The sequence below is a fragment of the Mesorhizobium australicum genome (genome assembly GCF_900177325.1).
GTDB lineage: Bacteria > Pseudomonadota > Alphaproteobacteria > Rhizobiales > Rhizobiaceae > Mesorhizobium_A > Mesorhizobium_A australicum_A.
Window position 1 is genome coordinate 1693936 of sequence record NZ_FXBL01000004.1, and the last position, 15681, is coordinate 1709616.

General features: G+C 65.6%; 10 protein-coding genes. 5 read left to right on the top strand and 5 right to left on the bottom strand.

The genetic code is table 11. The features are described from left to right. The first annotated feature begins 10 nt into the window (after positions 1 to 10). The 4 genes from B9Z03_RS10625 (at position 11) to B9Z03_RS10640 (ending at position 4113) form a co-directional block, all read left to right on the top strand. Positions 11 to 1105 (top strand): polyamine ABC transporter substrate-binding protein, encoded by a 1095-nt coding sequence (locus B9Z03_RS10625; RefSeq protein WP_085464187.1) that lies wholly within the window; start codon positions 11 to 13, stop codon positions 1103 to 1105. Positions 1106 to 1168: 63 nt separating this feature from the next. Continuing rightward, complete coding sequence (locus B9Z03_RS10630) at positions 1169 to 2308, top strand: ABC transporter ATP-binding protein (RefSeq protein WP_085464188.1); 1140 nt, start codon at positions 1169 to 1171, stop codon at positions 2306 to 2308. Between the two features lie 10 nt (positions 2309 to 2318). Continuing rightward, entirely contained in the window at positions 2319 to 3287 is a 969-nt protein-coding gene (locus B9Z03_RS10635; protein ID WP_085464189.1) for an ABC transporter permease subunit, read from the top strand. Between the two features lies 1 nt (position 3288). Then, positions 3289 to 4113, top strand: a complete 825-nt coding sequence (locus B9Z03_RS10640) for an ABC transporter permease (protein ID WP_085464190.1) — start codon at positions 3289 to 3291, stop codon at positions 4111 to 4113. Here B9Z03_RS10640 and B9Z03_RS10645 read toward each other — a convergent pair. Both B9Z03_RS10645 and B9Z03_RS10650 read right to left on the bottom strand, forming a co-directional pair. Next, entirely contained in the window at positions 4110 to 4355 is a 246-nt protein-coding gene (locus B9Z03_RS10645; RefSeq protein ID WP_085464191.1) for a hypothetical protein, read from the bottom strand. The two genes, B9Z03_RS10640 and B9Z03_RS10645, sit on opposite strands and share 4 nt — an antisense overlap. Positions 4356 to 4420: 65 nt before the next feature. Then, positions 4421 to 6232 (bottom strand): AsmA family protein, encoded by a 1812-nt coding sequence (locus B9Z03_RS10650; RefSeq protein WP_085464192.1) that lies wholly within the window; start codon positions 6230 to 6232, stop codon positions 4421 to 4423. Between the two features lie 176 nt (positions 6233 to 6408). Between B9Z03_RS10650 and B9Z03_RS10655 the strand changes: the two genes are divergently transcribed. Next, the gene (locus B9Z03_RS10655) at positions 6409 to 8367 is read left to right on the top strand and encodes an acetoacetate--CoA ligase (RefSeq protein WP_085464193.1); all 1959 of its coding nucleotides are present in this window, start codon (positions 6409 to 6411) and stop codon (positions 8365 to 8367) included. Positions 8368 to 8599: 232 nt separating this feature from the next. On the opposite strand, the gene B9Z03_RS10660 is transcribed toward B9Z03_RS10655, so the two are convergent. The 3 genes from B9Z03_RS10660 to B9Z03_RS10670 all read right to left on the bottom strand — a co-directional run bounded on the left by B9Z03_RS10660 (position 8600) and on the right by B9Z03_RS10670 (position 15452). Beyond that, positions 8600 to 10291, bottom strand: a complete 1692-nt coding sequence (locus B9Z03_RS10660) for an ABC transporter permease (protein WP_085464194.1) — start codon at positions 10289 to 10291, stop codon at positions 8600 to 8602. 69 nt (positions 10292 to 10360) lie between these two features. Further along, positions 10361 to 11404, bottom strand: coding sequence for a Fe(3+) ABC transporter substrate-binding protein (locus B9Z03_RS10665; protein ID WP_085464195.1), 1044 nt, complete (start codon positions 11402 to 11404; stop codon positions 10361 to 10363). 196 nt (positions 11405 to 11600) lie between these two features. Next, a complete protein-coding gene (locus B9Z03_RS10670) occupies positions 11601 to 15452 on the bottom strand; it encodes a PAS domain S-box protein (protein ID WP_085467596.1) in 3852 nt (1283 codons plus the stop codon). Positions 15453 to 15681 lie beyond the last annotated feature (229 nt).

Sequence of the window (15681 nt, forward strand, 5' to 3'; positions counted from 1 at the left end):
AGAATACTCGATGCGCAAGGCAATCGGGATCACGGCCGCGACCGCACTGGCAAGCATCTTCGCCTACGGCGCCTTCGCTCAGGAAAAAGTCGTCAACGTCTACAACTGGTCTGACTATATCGACGATTCCATCCTCGAGGACTTCACTAAGGAGACCGGGATCAAGGTCGTCTACGACGTGTTCGACTCCAACGAGATCCTCGAGACCAAGCTGCTCGCGGGCGGCACTGGCTACGACGTCGTCGTTCCCACCGGCGCGTTCCTCGCGCGTCAGATCGAGGCTGGCGTGTTCCAGAAGCTCGACAAGGCGAAGCTGCCGAACATCTCCAACATGTGGGACGTGGTGGCGACGCAGACGGCGAAATACGATCCGGACAACGCCTATTCGGTCAATTACATGTGGGGCACGACCGGCATCGGCTACAACGTCAAGAAGATCCAGGACGCGCTCGGCGTCGACAAGATCGACTCGTGGAAGACCGTGTTCGATCCGGAAGCGATGAAGAAGCTCAACGAGTGCGGCGTCTACATGCTCGACGCGCCGCAGGAGATCATCCCGACGGCCCTCAACTTCCTCGGCCTCAATCCGGATAGCCGCGACCCGGCCGAGCTCGCCAAGGCTGAGGAACTGCTGCTGGCCATTCGGCCCTACGTGCGCAAGTTCCATTCGTCCGAATATATCAACGCGCTCGCCAATGGCGACATCTGCCTCGCCGTCGGCTGGTCGGGCGACGTGTTCCAGGCGCGCGACCGCGCGGCGGAAGCCGACCAGGGCGTCGAGATCGCCTATTCCATCCCCGCGGAGGGTGCGGAGATGTGGTTCGACCAGCTGGCGATCCCGGCGGACGCCAAGCATGTCGACGAGGCGCATGCCTTCATCAACTACATCATGAAGCCGGAAGTGGCCGCCAAGGCCTCCAACTACGTCTTCTACGCCAACGGCAACAAGGCCTCGCAGGAGCTTCTCGACAAGGAGGTGCTCGACGACCCGGCCATCTATCCGGACGAAGCGACGATGGCGAAACTCTTCATCACGCTGCCCTACGACCCGAAGACGCAGCGGCTTATCACCCGGAGCTGGACCAAGATCGTTTCGGGACAGTGACATGAGAAAGCCCCGGCACGACCGGGGCTTTTTTCTTCGGGAACAGGGGGCGGGGGACGCCACATGAAATCGCTCGGCAGCATTCGCAGAAGCTTCGCGCCCTGGACGGACGCGACGGCGAAGCCTTACATCGTGTTCGAGAACGTCACCAAGAAGTTCTCCGACTTCGTCGCGGTCAACAACCTGTCGCTCTCTATCTACGAGCGCGAATTCTTCGCACTGCTGGGAGGCTCCGGCTCGGGAAAGTCGACGCTGCTGCGCATGCTGGCCGGGTTCGACGAGCCGACATCGGGCCGCATTCTGCTGGACGGCCAGGACCTGCGCGGCATCCCGCCCTACAAGCGGCCACTCAACATGATGTTCCAGTCCTATGCGCTGTTCCCGCATATGACGGTGGCACAGAACATCGGCTTCGGCCTCAAGCAGGAGGGCGTGGCGAAAGCCGAGATCGAAAAGCGCGTCGCCGACATGCTCAAGCTGGTCAAGCTCGAGCAGTTCGCGCAGCGCAAGCCGCATCAGCTCTCCGGCGGCCAGCGGCAGCGCGTGGCGCTGGCACGCTCGGTGGCGAAACGGCCGAAAGTGCTTCTGCTCGACGAGCCGCTCGGCGCGCTCGACAAGAAGCTGCGCGAGGAAACCCAGTTCGAGCTGATGGACCTGCAGCAGAACCTCGGCCTTACCTTCATCGTCGTCACGCACGACCAGGAAGAGGCGATGACGATGGCCGACCGCATCGCCATCCTCGACAAGGGACAGCTGATGCAGGTCGCGACCCCGGCGGAAGTCTACGAGGCGCCGGTGTCGCGCTTCGTCGCCAACTTCGTCGGCAATGTGAACATGCTCGAAGGAAAGGTCGCCGAGAGGGTCGAGAAGACCGCTCGGATAACCGGCGCGAGTGGCGCGCAGATCAACGTCGAGAATGCAGGCGAGGCAAAGGCCGGCGACGAAGTGACCTTTGCGATCAGGCCCGAGAAGATCAAGGTGTCGTCGCGCCGGCCCGAAGGGGCCGCGAATGCGATGGAGGGAGAGATCTACGACCTCGCCTACCTCGGCGACATGACGGTGTACCACGTCAGGCTGGCGGACGGTCAGGTGGTGAAGGCAAGCGCGCTGAACAGCGCGCGCGTCACCGAGGATCCGCTCACCTGGAACGACAAGGCCTGGATTTCCTTCGCGCCCGACGCCGGCGTCGTGCTGACGCGCTAGGAGAAGGCGCATGTCCGATCTCAGCACGTCCCTCCCGCAAGCCACCGCTCCACGACCCGATGTCGTGACGCATACGCTGTGGGGCGCGATCAGCAGCCGCCTGGTGATCGCCGTTCCCTATCTGTGGCTGCTTCTGCTCTTCCTCATCCCTTTCCTGATCGTCTTCAAGATCTCGCTGTCGCAGACGGCGATCGCGATGCCGCCTTACACGCCGACCTTCGACCTCTCGGCCGGTATTTCGGGCCTGTGGGAGGGGATCAGGGAATTCTCCTTCGACAACTATCTCTGGCTCGTCGACGACCCGCTTTACTTCAACGCCTATGTGTCGAGCGTGGTCATTGCGGGCATCTCGACCTTCCTCGCCCTTCTCGTCGGATTCCCCATCGCCTACGGCATGGCGCGCGCGCCGACGACGCTGCGCCCGCTGCTGCTGATGCTGGTCATCCTGCCGTTCTGGACCAGCTTCCTGATCCGCGTCTACGCCTGGATCGGGATCCTGAAGCCCGAGGGCCTGCTCAACCAGTTCCTGATCTGGACCGGCATCATCGACCAGCCGCTGATCATCCTGAATACGCATACGGCGATCTTCATCGGCATCGTCTATTCCTACCTGCCCTTCATGGTCCTGCCGCTCTATTCGACGCTGGAGAAGATGGACTATTCGCTGATCGAGGCGGCGCAGGATCTCGGCTGCCCGCCCATCGCGGCGTTCTGGAAGATCACCTTCCCGTTGGCCATGCCCGGTATCGTCGCCGGCTGCCTGCTGGTCTTCATTCCCGCGACCGGCGAGTTCGTCATCCCGGACCTGCTTGGCGGCTCGCAGACGCTGATGATCGGCAAGACGCTGTGGAACGAGTTCTTCGCCAACCGCGACTGGCCGGTCTCCTCGGCCGTGGCGGTCATTCTGCTGCTGCTGCTGGTCGTGCCGATGATGTTCTTCCAGCGGGCGCAGGCCAAGGCGCAGGAAGAGGGGCGTTGAGATGAACCCGACCTGGTCCCGCTTCAATATCGCCTCGGTCGTGCTGGGCTTCGCCTTCCTCTACCTGCCGATCGTCCTTCTGGTGATCTTCTCGTTCAACGAATCGAAGCTCGTTACCGTCTGGGCCGGCTTCTCGACCAAGTGGTACGGCGAACTGTTCCGCAACCAGAGCCTCATGGATGCGGCCTGGGTGACGGCGCGCGTGGCCTTCCTGTCCGCGACCTTCGCCACCATCCTCGGCACGATGGCAGCGCTGGCGCTCACCCGCTACACCCGCTTCCGCGGCCGCATGCTGTTCTCGGGCATGGTCTTCGCGCCGCTGGTGATGCCTGAAGTGATCACCGGCCTGTCGCTGCTCTTGCTGTTCGTCGCCGTCGGCCTCGACCGCGGCTTCCTTACCGTGACGCTGGCGCACATCACCTTCTCGATGTGCTTCGTCGCCGTCGTCGTGCAGTCGCGGCTGATGACGTTCGACCGCTCGCTGGAGGAAGCGGCGATGGACCTCGGCGCTACGCCGACGAAGACCTTTTTCCAGATCACGCTGCCGGTGATCCTGCCGGCGGTCGTTTCGGGCTGGATGCTCGCCTTCACGCTGTCGCTCGACGACCTGGTCATCGCCAGTTTCACCTCGGGCCCTGGCGCCACGACGCTGCCGATGAAGATCTATAGCCAGGTGCGCCTCGGCGTGACACCCGAGATCAATGCGGCGTGCACGATCCTGATCGGCATCGTGGCGACCGGCGTCATCATCATGTCCATCGTCAACAAGCGCCGAGAGGTCCAGCGGCTTCGCGACGAGAGGGCAGCCGAACGCGAGGTCGGCTAGGGACCTCGCGGCGGCCGCAGAAGGGCGACCACCAGCCAGATCGGCAGGATCACCATCGAGCCGAGGATGAGGTTCGGCAGCGCCCAGGCCGCACCCTGCTGCAGGAGCGCAAGCGTCCGCTCCGGCGTGAGGCCCAGTTCGATCAGGATGTCGGCGGCGGACAGGTCGAGCGCCGACAGCGCTGCACCCGTCAGCAGCGATACGACCACGATCTTGAATACGCCGGAAATGATTCTGAACATTCCGCGTCCCGCCCGCAGGGGAGACTATAGCGATTCGCCGCTGAGTTGAATCTCTCTCGCGCCGGCTACGGCTCGAATGTCGACAGAACCGCCGACATGTAGGGCGCCTCCCAGGATCCGCCGATGAAGAAGAACCTGGGCTCCTCTGTCGGAGGTTGTGCCGGCTGTGCGCCCGCAGGCGCACGCTTGTCGAGGCTGAGCGAGAGAGCGAGGCTGCGGCCGACGAAGGGCACGATGCCGTTGAACGTCAGCACATCGCCGGAGGTCCACGCCTTGGCCGCGTCGATCCGTGCGACCCCGCTGCCGATCGTCGCCTTGAACTCCGCGCCCTCGATCGCGAGGGCGCCGCCTCCGACCGCGCTGAGCGGGAAGAACCCCGCGCCCGGCTGGTTGGCTCTCAGTTTGTCGAGGTTGAAGTCTTGCAGTGCGCCCGGCCCAAGCTTGCCGCTGATCGTGCCCTCGGTCGTGTAGGGCAGGGAGGTCGTGTCGGTGATCGGGCTCTTGAGCACGACACTCAGCGATCCTTTCGCCTGCGGGGCATTCCGGCTCCAGCCGATCCGCTCCGCCATCTGCGCCCAGTCGATTCCGACCGCCGAGACCCGCATCTCGCCGATCTCACCCTCCGGCTTCCGGTCGACCCGGAATCCGGCCTGGATCTCGCCGCCGAGCGCGGTCGCGTCGGAGATGTCGAACGCGGCGAAGCCGCTTCTGACCTGCGCGGTCGCGGCGACGTTGCTCAACTGGATGTCGCCGCCGGTCGCGCGCGCCGCCGAAAGGCGCAGGTCCAGGCTCAACTGGTCGGTGAAGGCGAGGTCGAAGACGGGACGCTTCGAGGTCTGGCTGAGAGGGGTGGAGAAAGCGGCAAGGAAGCGGCCGAGATCGAGCGTCTCGAAGGCGAGCGTGCCCGACACGCTGGGCACCGGTCCGGCAAGGGCGAATTCCAGCGCGCCCACACCCGGATTCTCATTGATCGACAGGCGCGCGTCGGAGAGTTTCACCCCGTTCATGTCGCCGGACGCATTGCCGGTGAGGGACAGCGCGCCCATCGCGGCCCCCGGTGGGATGTTGGTCTGCGACCATTCGAGCGCCCGGCGCACGGAAGGCGAGCTCGCCGTCAGTGATCCGTCGAAGGAGAAGCCTTCGCTGCGCGATACGACACCCGAAAATGCGGCCTTGAACGGATCGGACTCGAAGGACGCCGTTACCGCGGTCGCATCGCGGGCTGCGAGCTTCAACGGGGAATCCACCCGGACCGCGTATCGAATGGATTCGCCCCGCCATATTCCGCTGCCGTTGAGCAGCGCCGGCGAGCCCGCCGTGCTCCATTCCGCGAGGCCGGTCAGGTCGGTCGCGATGTCGCGATCGCCTTTCGCGCTGACCAGGCGTCCCTCCGAGAATCGGATGACGCCGAGCGCGGGGCCATTCCGCGGCATATCCTTTCCGGCCGATTTGAGAATCTCGGCAAGGCGTCCGCCGTCGGGCAGGAAGGGGAGTTGGAAACGCTGGCTGATCTGCTCGACGCGCAGCACGGGGCGCTCCAGCGTCACCATGTCGAACTCGATCCATCCGAGCAGCGCCTGCCAGGTCGACAGGTTGACGACCAGCCGTTCGGTCTCGAGCACCGGCGGAGCGTCGGGCGCGCCCCAGCGGCGGAAGCTGACATTCTCGAAGACGGCCTTGAGCGAGGGCCACAGGACCAGATCAGGGGCCTCGCCGAGCGTCACCCGATATCCGGTGCGCGCCGACAGTTCCTGCGAGATGCGGGTGCGCACGATCTGCGTGGAGGCGATGAGCGGCAGGGAAACCAGCACGAGCGCAATCACGACGCAGACTGCGACGACCGCCCAGATGGCTTTCCTGACAAGGGGAGCCGGCATACATCCTCGATGTCGGTCACTTAGCCGCCGACATGCCCCGTTTATCGTATGGAAGTGCCTTTTCAAGCCATTGTGGCTGGTCAATGACGGTTGCGCACAGGCCTTGCGTATTTCTGCGACTTGCCCTCGATGGACGCGACATGCATAACCCGGTCGCTTCCGGGAGAGAGTTGCCGATGACCGCCGCCAAGCCCTTGTGGACCCCTTCCTCCGCCTCGGTGGAGGCCGCGCCGATGACGCGCTTCATGCGCGCGGCCGAGAAGGCGGGCGCCGGCCCGTTGTCCGGCTTCGACGACCTTCATCGCTGGTCGATCGAGGACCGCGAGGCGTTCTGGAACCTTGTCTGGGATTTCACCGGCATCGTCGGAGAAAAAGGGTCACGCGTGCTGGTCGACGGCGACCGCATGCCGGGCGGGTCCTTCTTCCCCGACGCGAAGCTGAACTTCGCCGAGAACCTTCTTAAGATGCGCGGCGCGGGCGACGCCATCGTCTTCAAGGGCGAAGACAAGGTCTCGCGCCGGATGTCGTGGGACGAGCTGCGCGCGCTGGTCTCGCGGCTGCAGCAGGTGTTCGCGGCGGCCGGCGTCAAGGCTGGCGACCGCGTCGCGGCGATGATGCCCAATATGCCGGAGACGGTGGCGTGCATGCTGGCGACGGCTTCGCTCGGCGCCATCTGGTCGTCCTGTTCGCCTGATTTCGGCGAGCAGGGCGTGCTCGACCGTTTCGGCCAGATCGAGCCGGTGGTCTTCGTCGCACCCGATGGCTACTGGTACAACGGCAAGCAGAACAATGTCGTCGGCAAGGTGAAGGCGGTCCTGCAACAGCTGCCGACCGTTCGCCAGGCGATCATCGTCGACTATCTCGGAACGGCGTCGCAGGCGGTGACGGATCTGCCGAACGCGGTGACGCTCGAAACCGCGATCGAGGCGCTCTCCGCGGCCGAGCCGACCTTCGTCCGGCTGCCCTTCGCGCATCCGCTCTACATCCTCTTTTCCTCCGGCACGACCGGCATTCCGAAATGCATCGTCCATTCGGCCGGCGGCACGCTGATCCAGCATGCCAAAGAGCATCGGCTCCATGCCGGCGTCGAGGACGGCGACCGCGTGTTCTATTTCACCACCTGCGGCTGGATGATGTGGAACTGGCTCGTCTCGGCGCTGGCGTCGAACGCCACCCTGCTGCTCTACGACGGCTCGCCGTTCCATCCGGACGGCAACGTGCTGTTCGATTTCGCCCAGGCCGAGAAGATGACCTATTTCGGCACCTCGGCGAAGTTCATCGACGCCCTGCGCAAGGCGGGGCTTTCGCCGAAGGACACGCATGATCTGTCGACCGTGCGCGTGATCTCGTCCACCGGCTCGCCGCTGTCGCCGGAAGGGTTCGCCTACGTCTACGAGGCGATCAAGCAGGACGTGCATCTTGCCTCGATTTCCGGCGGCACCGATATCGTCTCGTGCTTCGTGCTTGGCGTGCCGCTGAAGCCGGTCTGGATCGGCGAGATCCAGGGGCCCGGCCTCGGCATGGCGGTGGATGTCTGGGACGACGACGGCAAGCACGTGGTTGGAGAGAAGGGTGAGCTCGTCTGCACCCGCGCCTTCCCGTCCATGCCGGTGATGTTCTGGAACGATCCGGACGGCGCGAAGTATCATGCGGCCTATTTCGACCGCTTCGACAATGTCTGGTGCCATGGCGATTTCGCCGAATGGACCGAGCATGGCGGCATGATCATCCATGGCCGGTCGGATGCGACGCTCAATCCGGGCGGCGTGCGCATCGGCACGGCGGAAATCTACAACCAGGTCGAGCAGATGCCCGAGATCATCGAGGCGCTCTGTATCGGCCAGGACTGGGACAACGACGTGCGCGTCGTGCTGTTCGTCCGCCTCGCCTCCGGCGTGGCGCTGGACGAGGACCTGGAGAAGCGCATCCGCACGAAGATCCGTACAGGTGCCACGCCGCGGCACGTGCCGGCCCGCATCGTAGAGGTCGCCGACATCCCGCGCACCAAATCGGGAAAGATCACCGAACTCGCGGTGCGCGACGTGGTGCACGGGCGGGGCGTGAAGAACAAGGAAGCACTCGCCAACCCCGAGGCGCTGGATCTCTTTCGGGACCTGCCGCAGCTGCGCGGCTAGGCTCCGGCTTGGTTAACGCTTCGTGACGGAGAAATTTACCTAGACTTCAGGTGTGGTACACTTCGGTAAACAACCGGATAAGCAGGTAAGGAGTTGTTAAGAAACGACCCCGATAGTCGTATGTAACTTGAGGGAGAAATCCCTGTGTCCGGTCAGGCCGGATTCAGCCATTCGCTCAAGCCCCGTGTGACAGCAAATCTGACTGAGGCGCCATCGGCGCCTCTCTTTTTGTCTAGAGTTCCGCGTCGCGGTCGCGCATCAGGGCGCCCGACAAAAGCGCCACGGGCACCAGCGACGTCGCGATGATGGCCAGCGCGGCGATCGCCCCGTCCTCGACGACCCCGCGCGAAGCGTTCTCGTAGACATAGGTCGCGAGCGTGTTGAAGCCGAAGGGCCTGAGCAGGATCGTGGCCGAGAGCTCCTTGATCGTGTCGACGAACACCAGCACCGTCGCGGTGAAGATCGCGGGGCCGAGCAACGGCAGGATCACCGTCGCCGCACTCTGCATCGGCGTGCGACCGAGGCTGCGGGCGGCCTCGTCGAGATTGGGCGGCAGCTTCTCTATCCCCGACCGGATCGAGCCTTCGGCGAGCGCGAGGAAGCGCAGCGAGCAGGCGAGGATCACGGCCATCGCCGATCCGGAGATCAACAGTCCGGTCGAAACGCCGAGATATTGCCGCGCCAGCGCGTCGACACCGTTGTCGAAGCGGGCGAGCACGAACAGCAGGCCGAGGCCGAGGATTGTGCCGGGCAGGGCGTATCCCAGCGTCGCAAGCCGGACCAGCATCCCCATATCGCGCGTGCGCGCCAGCCGCAGCGCATAGGTGAGCAGCAGGGCCGCCGAGACGGTGATGGCCGCCGTGCCCGTCGCCGCCACGACGCTATGGAACAGTGCCCAGCCGAGCGTGGGATCGAAGAACTGGTCGAGCCGCCGCATGGCATAGCGCGCGAAGACGTAGAGCGGGATGCCGAAGCCGGCGAGAACGGGCAGGGCGGCCGCGGCCATCGCGAGCAGCGCCCGCCAGCCCCGCAGGACGGTGCGCGGCGGCCTGACCTTCATCTGCGTCGCGCGCGCCGAGTGGAAGCGCTGGTTGCGCCGCGCCCAACGCTCCGCCCACAGCACGGCGAAGACGATGGCGAGCATCAGGAGCGCGATCTGGGCCGCACCTTCGAGGCTGCCGCGATTGAGCCAGGTGGAATAGACGGAGAAGGTGAGCGTGCGCACGCCGAGATATTCCGACGCGCCGATGTCGTTCAGCGTCTCCATCAGCACCAGCGCCACGCCGGCCGCGATCGCGGGCTTGGCCACCGGCAAAAGGATGCGCGTCAGCACCTTGAAGGGCGAGGCGCCGAGCGTGCGCGCCACGTCTGCTATGTTGCGACCCTGCATGATGAAGACGATGCGGGTCGTCATATAGACATAGGGAAACAGCACCGCCGACATGACCAGCGCAGCTCCAGCGGTCGAGCGGATGTCGGGGAACCAGTAGTCCGCGCGGCTCTGGAAGCCGAACAGCGCCCGGATCGCGCTCTGGACTGGGCCGGAGAAATGGAAGAACTCCGCGAAGGCATAGGCTGCCAGATAGGGCGGCACCGCGAAGGGCAGCACCAGCGCCCAGGACAGGAGACGGCGGAACGGAAAGTCGAACGCCACCACCAGCCAAGCACTGACCACGCCGATGGAGGCGGTGCCGAGCGTCACGAGGAAGAGCAGCAGCGCCGTGGTCCGCACGGCTCCCGGCAGCACGTTGCGGATCAGGTGGGGCCAGTCCTCTCCGCTGCCCGACAGGGCGATGAAAGCGAGTGCGACGACAGGCGCGAGCACGGCGGCCGCGATCAGCACCGCCGGCAGGAGCGCCAGCGCATGGCGCGGGCGTCGAACGCGCAGCGGACGGTCGGTATGTGCCTTTTCCACCAGAGTCATGCGGTTTCCGTCACGACGAAGGCCGGGAAGGTCGCCCCGCCCGGCCTTCGCAGATCATTGTCGTCCGTCTCAGCTCGCCGGGCCGTCGTCGAGGCCGACGCGGTCGACCATCTCGGAGGCTGCCTTACGATTCTTGGCGATGTCGGCGAGCGGCAGCGTGTCGGCGTTCAGCGCGCCGAAGCCCTTGACGATGTCGGACGGCGCCAGGCCGGGCTCGACCGGATATTCGAACACCTGCTGGGCATAGACCTGCTGCGCCTCATGCGAGGACAGGAACTGGATGAGCTTCACCGCATTGTCGCGGTTCGGTGCGTTCTTGGCCAGCGCCACGCCCGACACGTTCACATGCGTGCCGCCGTTCTCGAAGGTCGGGAAGACGACCTTGATGGCTTTCGCCCAGTCCTTCTGCTCCGGATCCTTCTCGTTGGTCATCATCAGGCCGACATAATAGGTGTTGCCGAGCGCGATGTCGCATTCGCCGGCCGCAATCGCCTTCGCCTGGTCGCGGTCGCCGCCGTCGGGCTTGCGCGCCAGATTGGCCTTCACGCCCTTCAGCCACTCCTCGGTCTTGGCCTCGCCCCAATGCGCGATGGCGGCCGAGATGAGCGCCAGATTGTAGTCGTGCTGGCCCGAGCGGATGCAGATCTTGCCCTTCCACTTCGGGTCGGCGAGGTCGGCATAGGTGATTGCGTTGTCGCTGACGCGGTCCTTTGACGCGTAGACGACGCGAGCGCGCTTGGTCAGACCGAACCAGTTGCCGGACGGGTCGCGGTATTCGGCGGGGATGTTGCCGTTGACGGTGGCGTCGTCGAGGGGCTGGGTCACGCCCGCGTCGACCGTCTTGGCAAGGCGGGCGATGTCGACGGTGAGGATCACGTCGGCCGGCGAGTTGACGCCCTCGGCGGCGATGCGCTCTTCGAGGCCCTTGTCGAGGAACAGCACCTCGGTCTTGATCCCGGTCTCGGCCGTGAAGGCGTCGAGCACCGGCTTGATCAGGTCCGGCTGGCGGTAGGAATAGATGTTGACGGTCTGCGCGGACGCGCCCGAGGCGGCCAGCCCGATCGCGAGAGTGACACCGGCGAATGCGGCGTTGCGTGCGAAGGCTCGTATCATGGTCGTCTCCTGCCCTTCATAATGAGTTTTCCCGTCAGCCGGGACAGCCGCCGGGGCGGAAATCCTGACTGCGCGGCTCCTCAATGAAGCGAAAGGCGTTTTCCGTCAAGGAAAACGTAGTGAATTCAGTGGTTTAGAAACTTTCTAAACAACTTTCCTCATGTTTTTCAGGGACTTGCCGGCCGAGTCTGAGGCATCAGCCGGCGAGGACGCGCTGCGAGGGGAAGACGATCTCGACCATCGTTCCCTCGCCCGGGACCGAACTGATGGAGAAGCGCGCCCGATTTGCCTCGACCATGGCCTTTGTCAGCGGCAGCCCGAGCCCGGTTCCTTCGCCGCGCGGCCGTTTCAGCGCGTTGATCTGCTTGAACGGCTTCAACGCCTGCTCGATCTCGCCCTGCGACATGCCGACGCCGGTGTCGCGCACCCTGAGCACCACGTCGCCGGTGGGCTCGTACGACGTCGACACGATCACCTGTCCCCCGGCCTGCGTGTAACGCACCGCATTGGAGAGCAGGTTGAGGGCGATCTGGCGGATCGAGCGGAGATCGGCCACGACGTCGGGCAGCCGCGAGACGAAGGAGGACCGGATGATGACCCGGTCGCGGTTGGCCTGCGGCTGCATCATCGCGACGGCCTCGGCGAGCGTCTCGTTGAGCGAGACCGCCTCGTAGGACATCTCCTGCTCGCCCGCCTCGATCTTCGAGATGTCGAGCAGGTCGTTGACGAGGTCGAGCACGTGGTTGCCCGACTTGTTGATGTCGCGCAAGTAGTCGCGGTAGCGGTCGTTGACGATCGGCCCGAACTTCTCGTCGATCATCAGCTCGGAGAAGCCGATGATGGCGTTGAGCGGCGTGCGGATCTCGTGGCTGATGCGGGCCAGGAATTCGGTCTTCTGCGAGGAGGCGCGTTCGGCTTCGGCGCGCGCCTGGGTCAGTTCCTCCTCGGCGCGCTTCCACTGGGTGATGTCGCGCAGCACCGCGCAGTAGCCGTTGGCGCCGGGCAGCCGGCCGATGGTCATGAACAGCGGAATGAAGCCGCCCTGGGCCTCGCGGCCGATCACCTCGCGGCCGTCATTGAGCACGCTCGCCACCCCGTTGTCGGAGAGGCCGGTGAGATAGTCGCGCGCGGCGCGCTGACTCTCGACCGCGAACAGCGAGACGAACGGCTTGCCCGCGACTTCGGTGCTGTCGAAGCCGAACAGCGCCTCGGCGGGCCGGCTGATCGAGCGGATCGAGCCGTCATTGCCGATGATGACGATCCCGTCCGTCGCCGTGTCGAGGATGGTGCTCATCTCGTTGACACGCGATTCCAGGTCCTCGAGCTCCTCGAAGGTCGCAACGGGAGCCGAGGGTGCCGGCGAGGTGCGCAAAGCGAGCAGCAGCGCCTTGCCGCCCTTCCACGGAACCGATTGCAGCAGCGCGTCGACGGGGAACTCCTCGCCGCCCTTGGTGCGCAGGCGCCGGCGATGGTCTTCCGGATCGCGATCCGGACTGTCCTCGCCGTCGACGAACAGGGCGTCGAGACCGCCGGCCATGTCCAGTTCGGCCAGCGAGGCATAGCCGGTGAGGTCGTGGAACTCCTGATTGGCGAAATGCAGCACGTCGCCCGCATGGATCAGGACCGGCACCGGCAGTCGGTCGAGCAGCGACGTGTCGACGGAGCGCGGGAGCACCTCGGCGGGAGGTGCGATGTCTTCATATTCAGCCGCATACTCCGCCGCAGCGAGCGAATATTCGTCCGCCTCGGCGGCCGGCTCCGTTGGCGGGACGGCCTCGTCTGAGTCTTCGTCGACGGTCTCCTGCTCCGAAGGCTCGTCCTCGATGCTCGCCGTCGCGATCTCGTCGGGCTCCGGCGCGTGGGGATCGAGATGGTCCTCGATCAGGCCATCGCCGTCGGTTTCGTCGGGCGTCTCGTCCTGCCAGGCGTCGGCCTCGTCGGGGCCGGGCAAGTCGTCGGAATAAAGACGCGGCTCGACCTCGGCGGGCCGCTCGTCCTCCGATTCAGTCTCCCGTCCTTCGTCTGCCGGCGGCTGCGAGGGTTCGGACGCTTCAGCCTCCGGCGACGCCTCGGCGCCCGCCTTCTTGAGGCGCACGCCGATCTCGCGGAAGGCGTTCTTCTCGGTCGGCGTCAGCCCGCGCTCGTTTGCGGCGGGGCGGTGCTCGGCGAGACGAATGATCTTGTCCGCCTGCCGCCGTTCCGGCGTCGCGTCGACCGAGATCGCCGGAGTCTCGCCCGCGAAAGGATCGTTCGCCTCCGTCGGCTCCGCAGCCGTCTCGGAGGAGGGTGCTTCGTCGCTTTTGCGGAGAGAAAAGCCGGTGGCTTCCTCGTCGACCACGGCGTCGCCGACGCGAACCACGCCGAAGCCCCGGAAGCCCTCGAAGGATCGGTCGCGCGCATAGACCGGCAAGGCGGCGAGGTCGACGGGGACCCGCAGATCCGTCCCCTCGATCGGCCACATCACCGACCGCCCCGACCATGTGTCGCGCCGGTCCAGCAGGCCGTTGATCTCGCCGTCCGGATCGAGACCGAATGCGTCCGCCACCTCGCGGAACGACTTGCCGACGACGTCGGCCGCGCTCGCGCCGACGCTGCGGGCGAACTCGTCGGAAACGGTGCTGAAACGCCCCTGCGCGTCGGTGCGCCAGACGAAGCGGATCGGGCCGGAACGAAGGTCGGGCCGGAAGACGGCGTCGTCCGCGTCGGTATCATCGTCCGGGGAGGCCGCATCGGAGACGACAGGCGCATCCTCTGCCGCACTGGTTTCGGGCGACTGCTCTTCGGAAAGATCGGCTGAAGCGTCGACAGGCTCGGACTCGTTGAGCTCCGCAGCTTCCGGGGGGATTGCCGCGGCCGGCTGCTCGGCGGACAGCACGTCCTCGTCCGTATCGCCGAAATCCTCGGCGGCTTCTGCGAACTCAGCCTGCGGTTCATCGTCGGGCTCGGACGTGCCGGTCCCGGTGTCGTCTTCGATGGCTTCGGGAGCCTCGGCCTCGTCCGAAATCTCGACGGACGGCTTGTCCTCGATCGTGTCGTCGAAATCCTCGTCGACGATGAACCTTGCCGCGATGTCGGAAACCGCCGCGAGCGTCAGCGGACCGTCGAGATCGGGCAGTGCGGCCTCGTCGTCGGCCGTGTCGGCGTCTTCCTCATCGACGGGGTTCGCGGTCGGCTCCGGACCGGCGCCGTCCTCCGAAAGTGGTTCGGCGAGCGGTGTCGGCGCAAGGGCCGGGGCGACGGCCGGCGTGTCGTCGAAATACCAGGTGTCGCTTTCGGCAGCGGGCACTGCGGCAGCCTTGGCCGGAGGCGATGGCGGGAGGGCGGGAGGCGTGGGAACCGTGGGAGCTGCCTCTTCCACGGACACTTCACCCGTTTCGGCCGGCTGCGGATCGTCTACGACGATGACGAGGTTGCGCTCGGGGTCGTCCGAAAGGTGGGCGATCCCCACCGGATAGACCATGTCGCCGATGGGCACGAGCCGCTTGATCAGGCGGTCGGCCTCGTTGCGCACGTCGCTTGCCAGTCCGGCCAGCACCTCGCGGGAGGGTCCCGTCGTCATGAAGCCGGGGGAGGCGGCGATGGCCGCTCCGCTGCCGTCGATCAGGGCGGCATGGTGCCCGGCCTCGCCGATGCCATGGATCGCGCGCGCGCCCGTCTCCTCGGGGCTGCGCCTGCCGGCTTCGAGATCGGGCGCGACAAGCATGATGGCAAGCGCGCCGTCGGGGAGGGTGACCTCGCTGGCGAGGAAGCCGACCGCATGGCTGCTCAGGCGCTGGGTCACGCGCACGATCAGCGACCGCTTCGAGCCGATCGCGGGGAAGCCGGGCATGCCGGCGATCTGCCGCCGCGCGGCGAGGCCGAGATTGGATGCGCCGCCGCGCGCCTCCTCGATATCGTCATGGCCGAGCAGCGCAGCACCTGCGCCGTTCGCCCAGACGACCGTATCGAGGTCGACGCTCAGGATCACCACCGCGTCGCCCGCAAGGAAATGCGGGCGGACGGGATCCAACACGGCGACGTCGATGAACGGATAGATCTGTGTCGGCATCTCGACCGTCACTCTGCTCCACCCCTCGCGCGAATGGTTGTAGTTAACAGACGTTTAATACCGGGAGTCGACCGCCCGCGTCCATCTTCCGTGCGCATCGGGACGCGGGTTTCGGCGTCTGTGGTTAATCCGGCGCAGCGGTTCCGCTGCATTGCAACAAATATATTGCACTGCACAATAATATGGTCTATATTGGAATCATCGATTGGGGTCGATGCCTACGTGTCGC

Coding starts and splice junctions, on each gene's coding strand:
- B9Z03_RS10625 (WP_085464187.1), top strand. CDS start 11: ATGCGCAAGGCAATCGGGATCACGGCCGCGACCGCACTGGCAAGCATC.
- B9Z03_RS10630 (WP_085464188.1), top strand. CDS start 1,169: ATGAAATCGCTCGGCAGCATTCGCAGAAGCTTCGCGCCCTGGACGGAC.
- B9Z03_RS10635 (WP_085464189.1), top strand. CDS start 2,319: ATGTCCGATCTCAGCACGTCCCTCCCGCAAGCCACCGCTCCACGACCC.
- B9Z03_RS10640 (WP_085464190.1), top strand. CDS start 3,289: ATGAACCCGACCTGGTCCCGCTTCAATATCGCCTCGGTCGTGCTGGGC.
- B9Z03_RS10645 (WP_085464191.1), bottom strand. CDS start 4,355: ATGTTCAGAATCATTTCCGGCGTATTCAAGATCGTGGTCGTATCGCTG.
- B9Z03_RS10650 (WP_085464192.1), bottom strand. CDS start 6,232: ATGCCGGCTCCCCTTGTCAGGAAAGCCATCTGGGCGGTCGTCGCAGTC.
- B9Z03_RS10655 (WP_085464193.1), top strand. CDS start 6,409: ATGACCGCCGCCAAGCCCTTGTGGACCCCTTCCTCCGCCTCGGTGGAG.
- B9Z03_RS10660 (WP_085464194.1), bottom strand. CDS start 10,291: ATGACTCTGGTGGAAAAGGCACATACCGACCGTCCGCTGCGCGTTCGA.
- B9Z03_RS10665 (WP_085464195.1), bottom strand. CDS start 11,404: ATGATACGAGCCTTCGCACGCAACGCCGCATTCGCCGGTGTCACTCTC.
- B9Z03_RS10670 (WP_085467596.1), bottom strand. CDS start 15,452: ATGCCGACACAGATCTATCCGTTCATCGACGTCGCCGTGTTGGATCCC.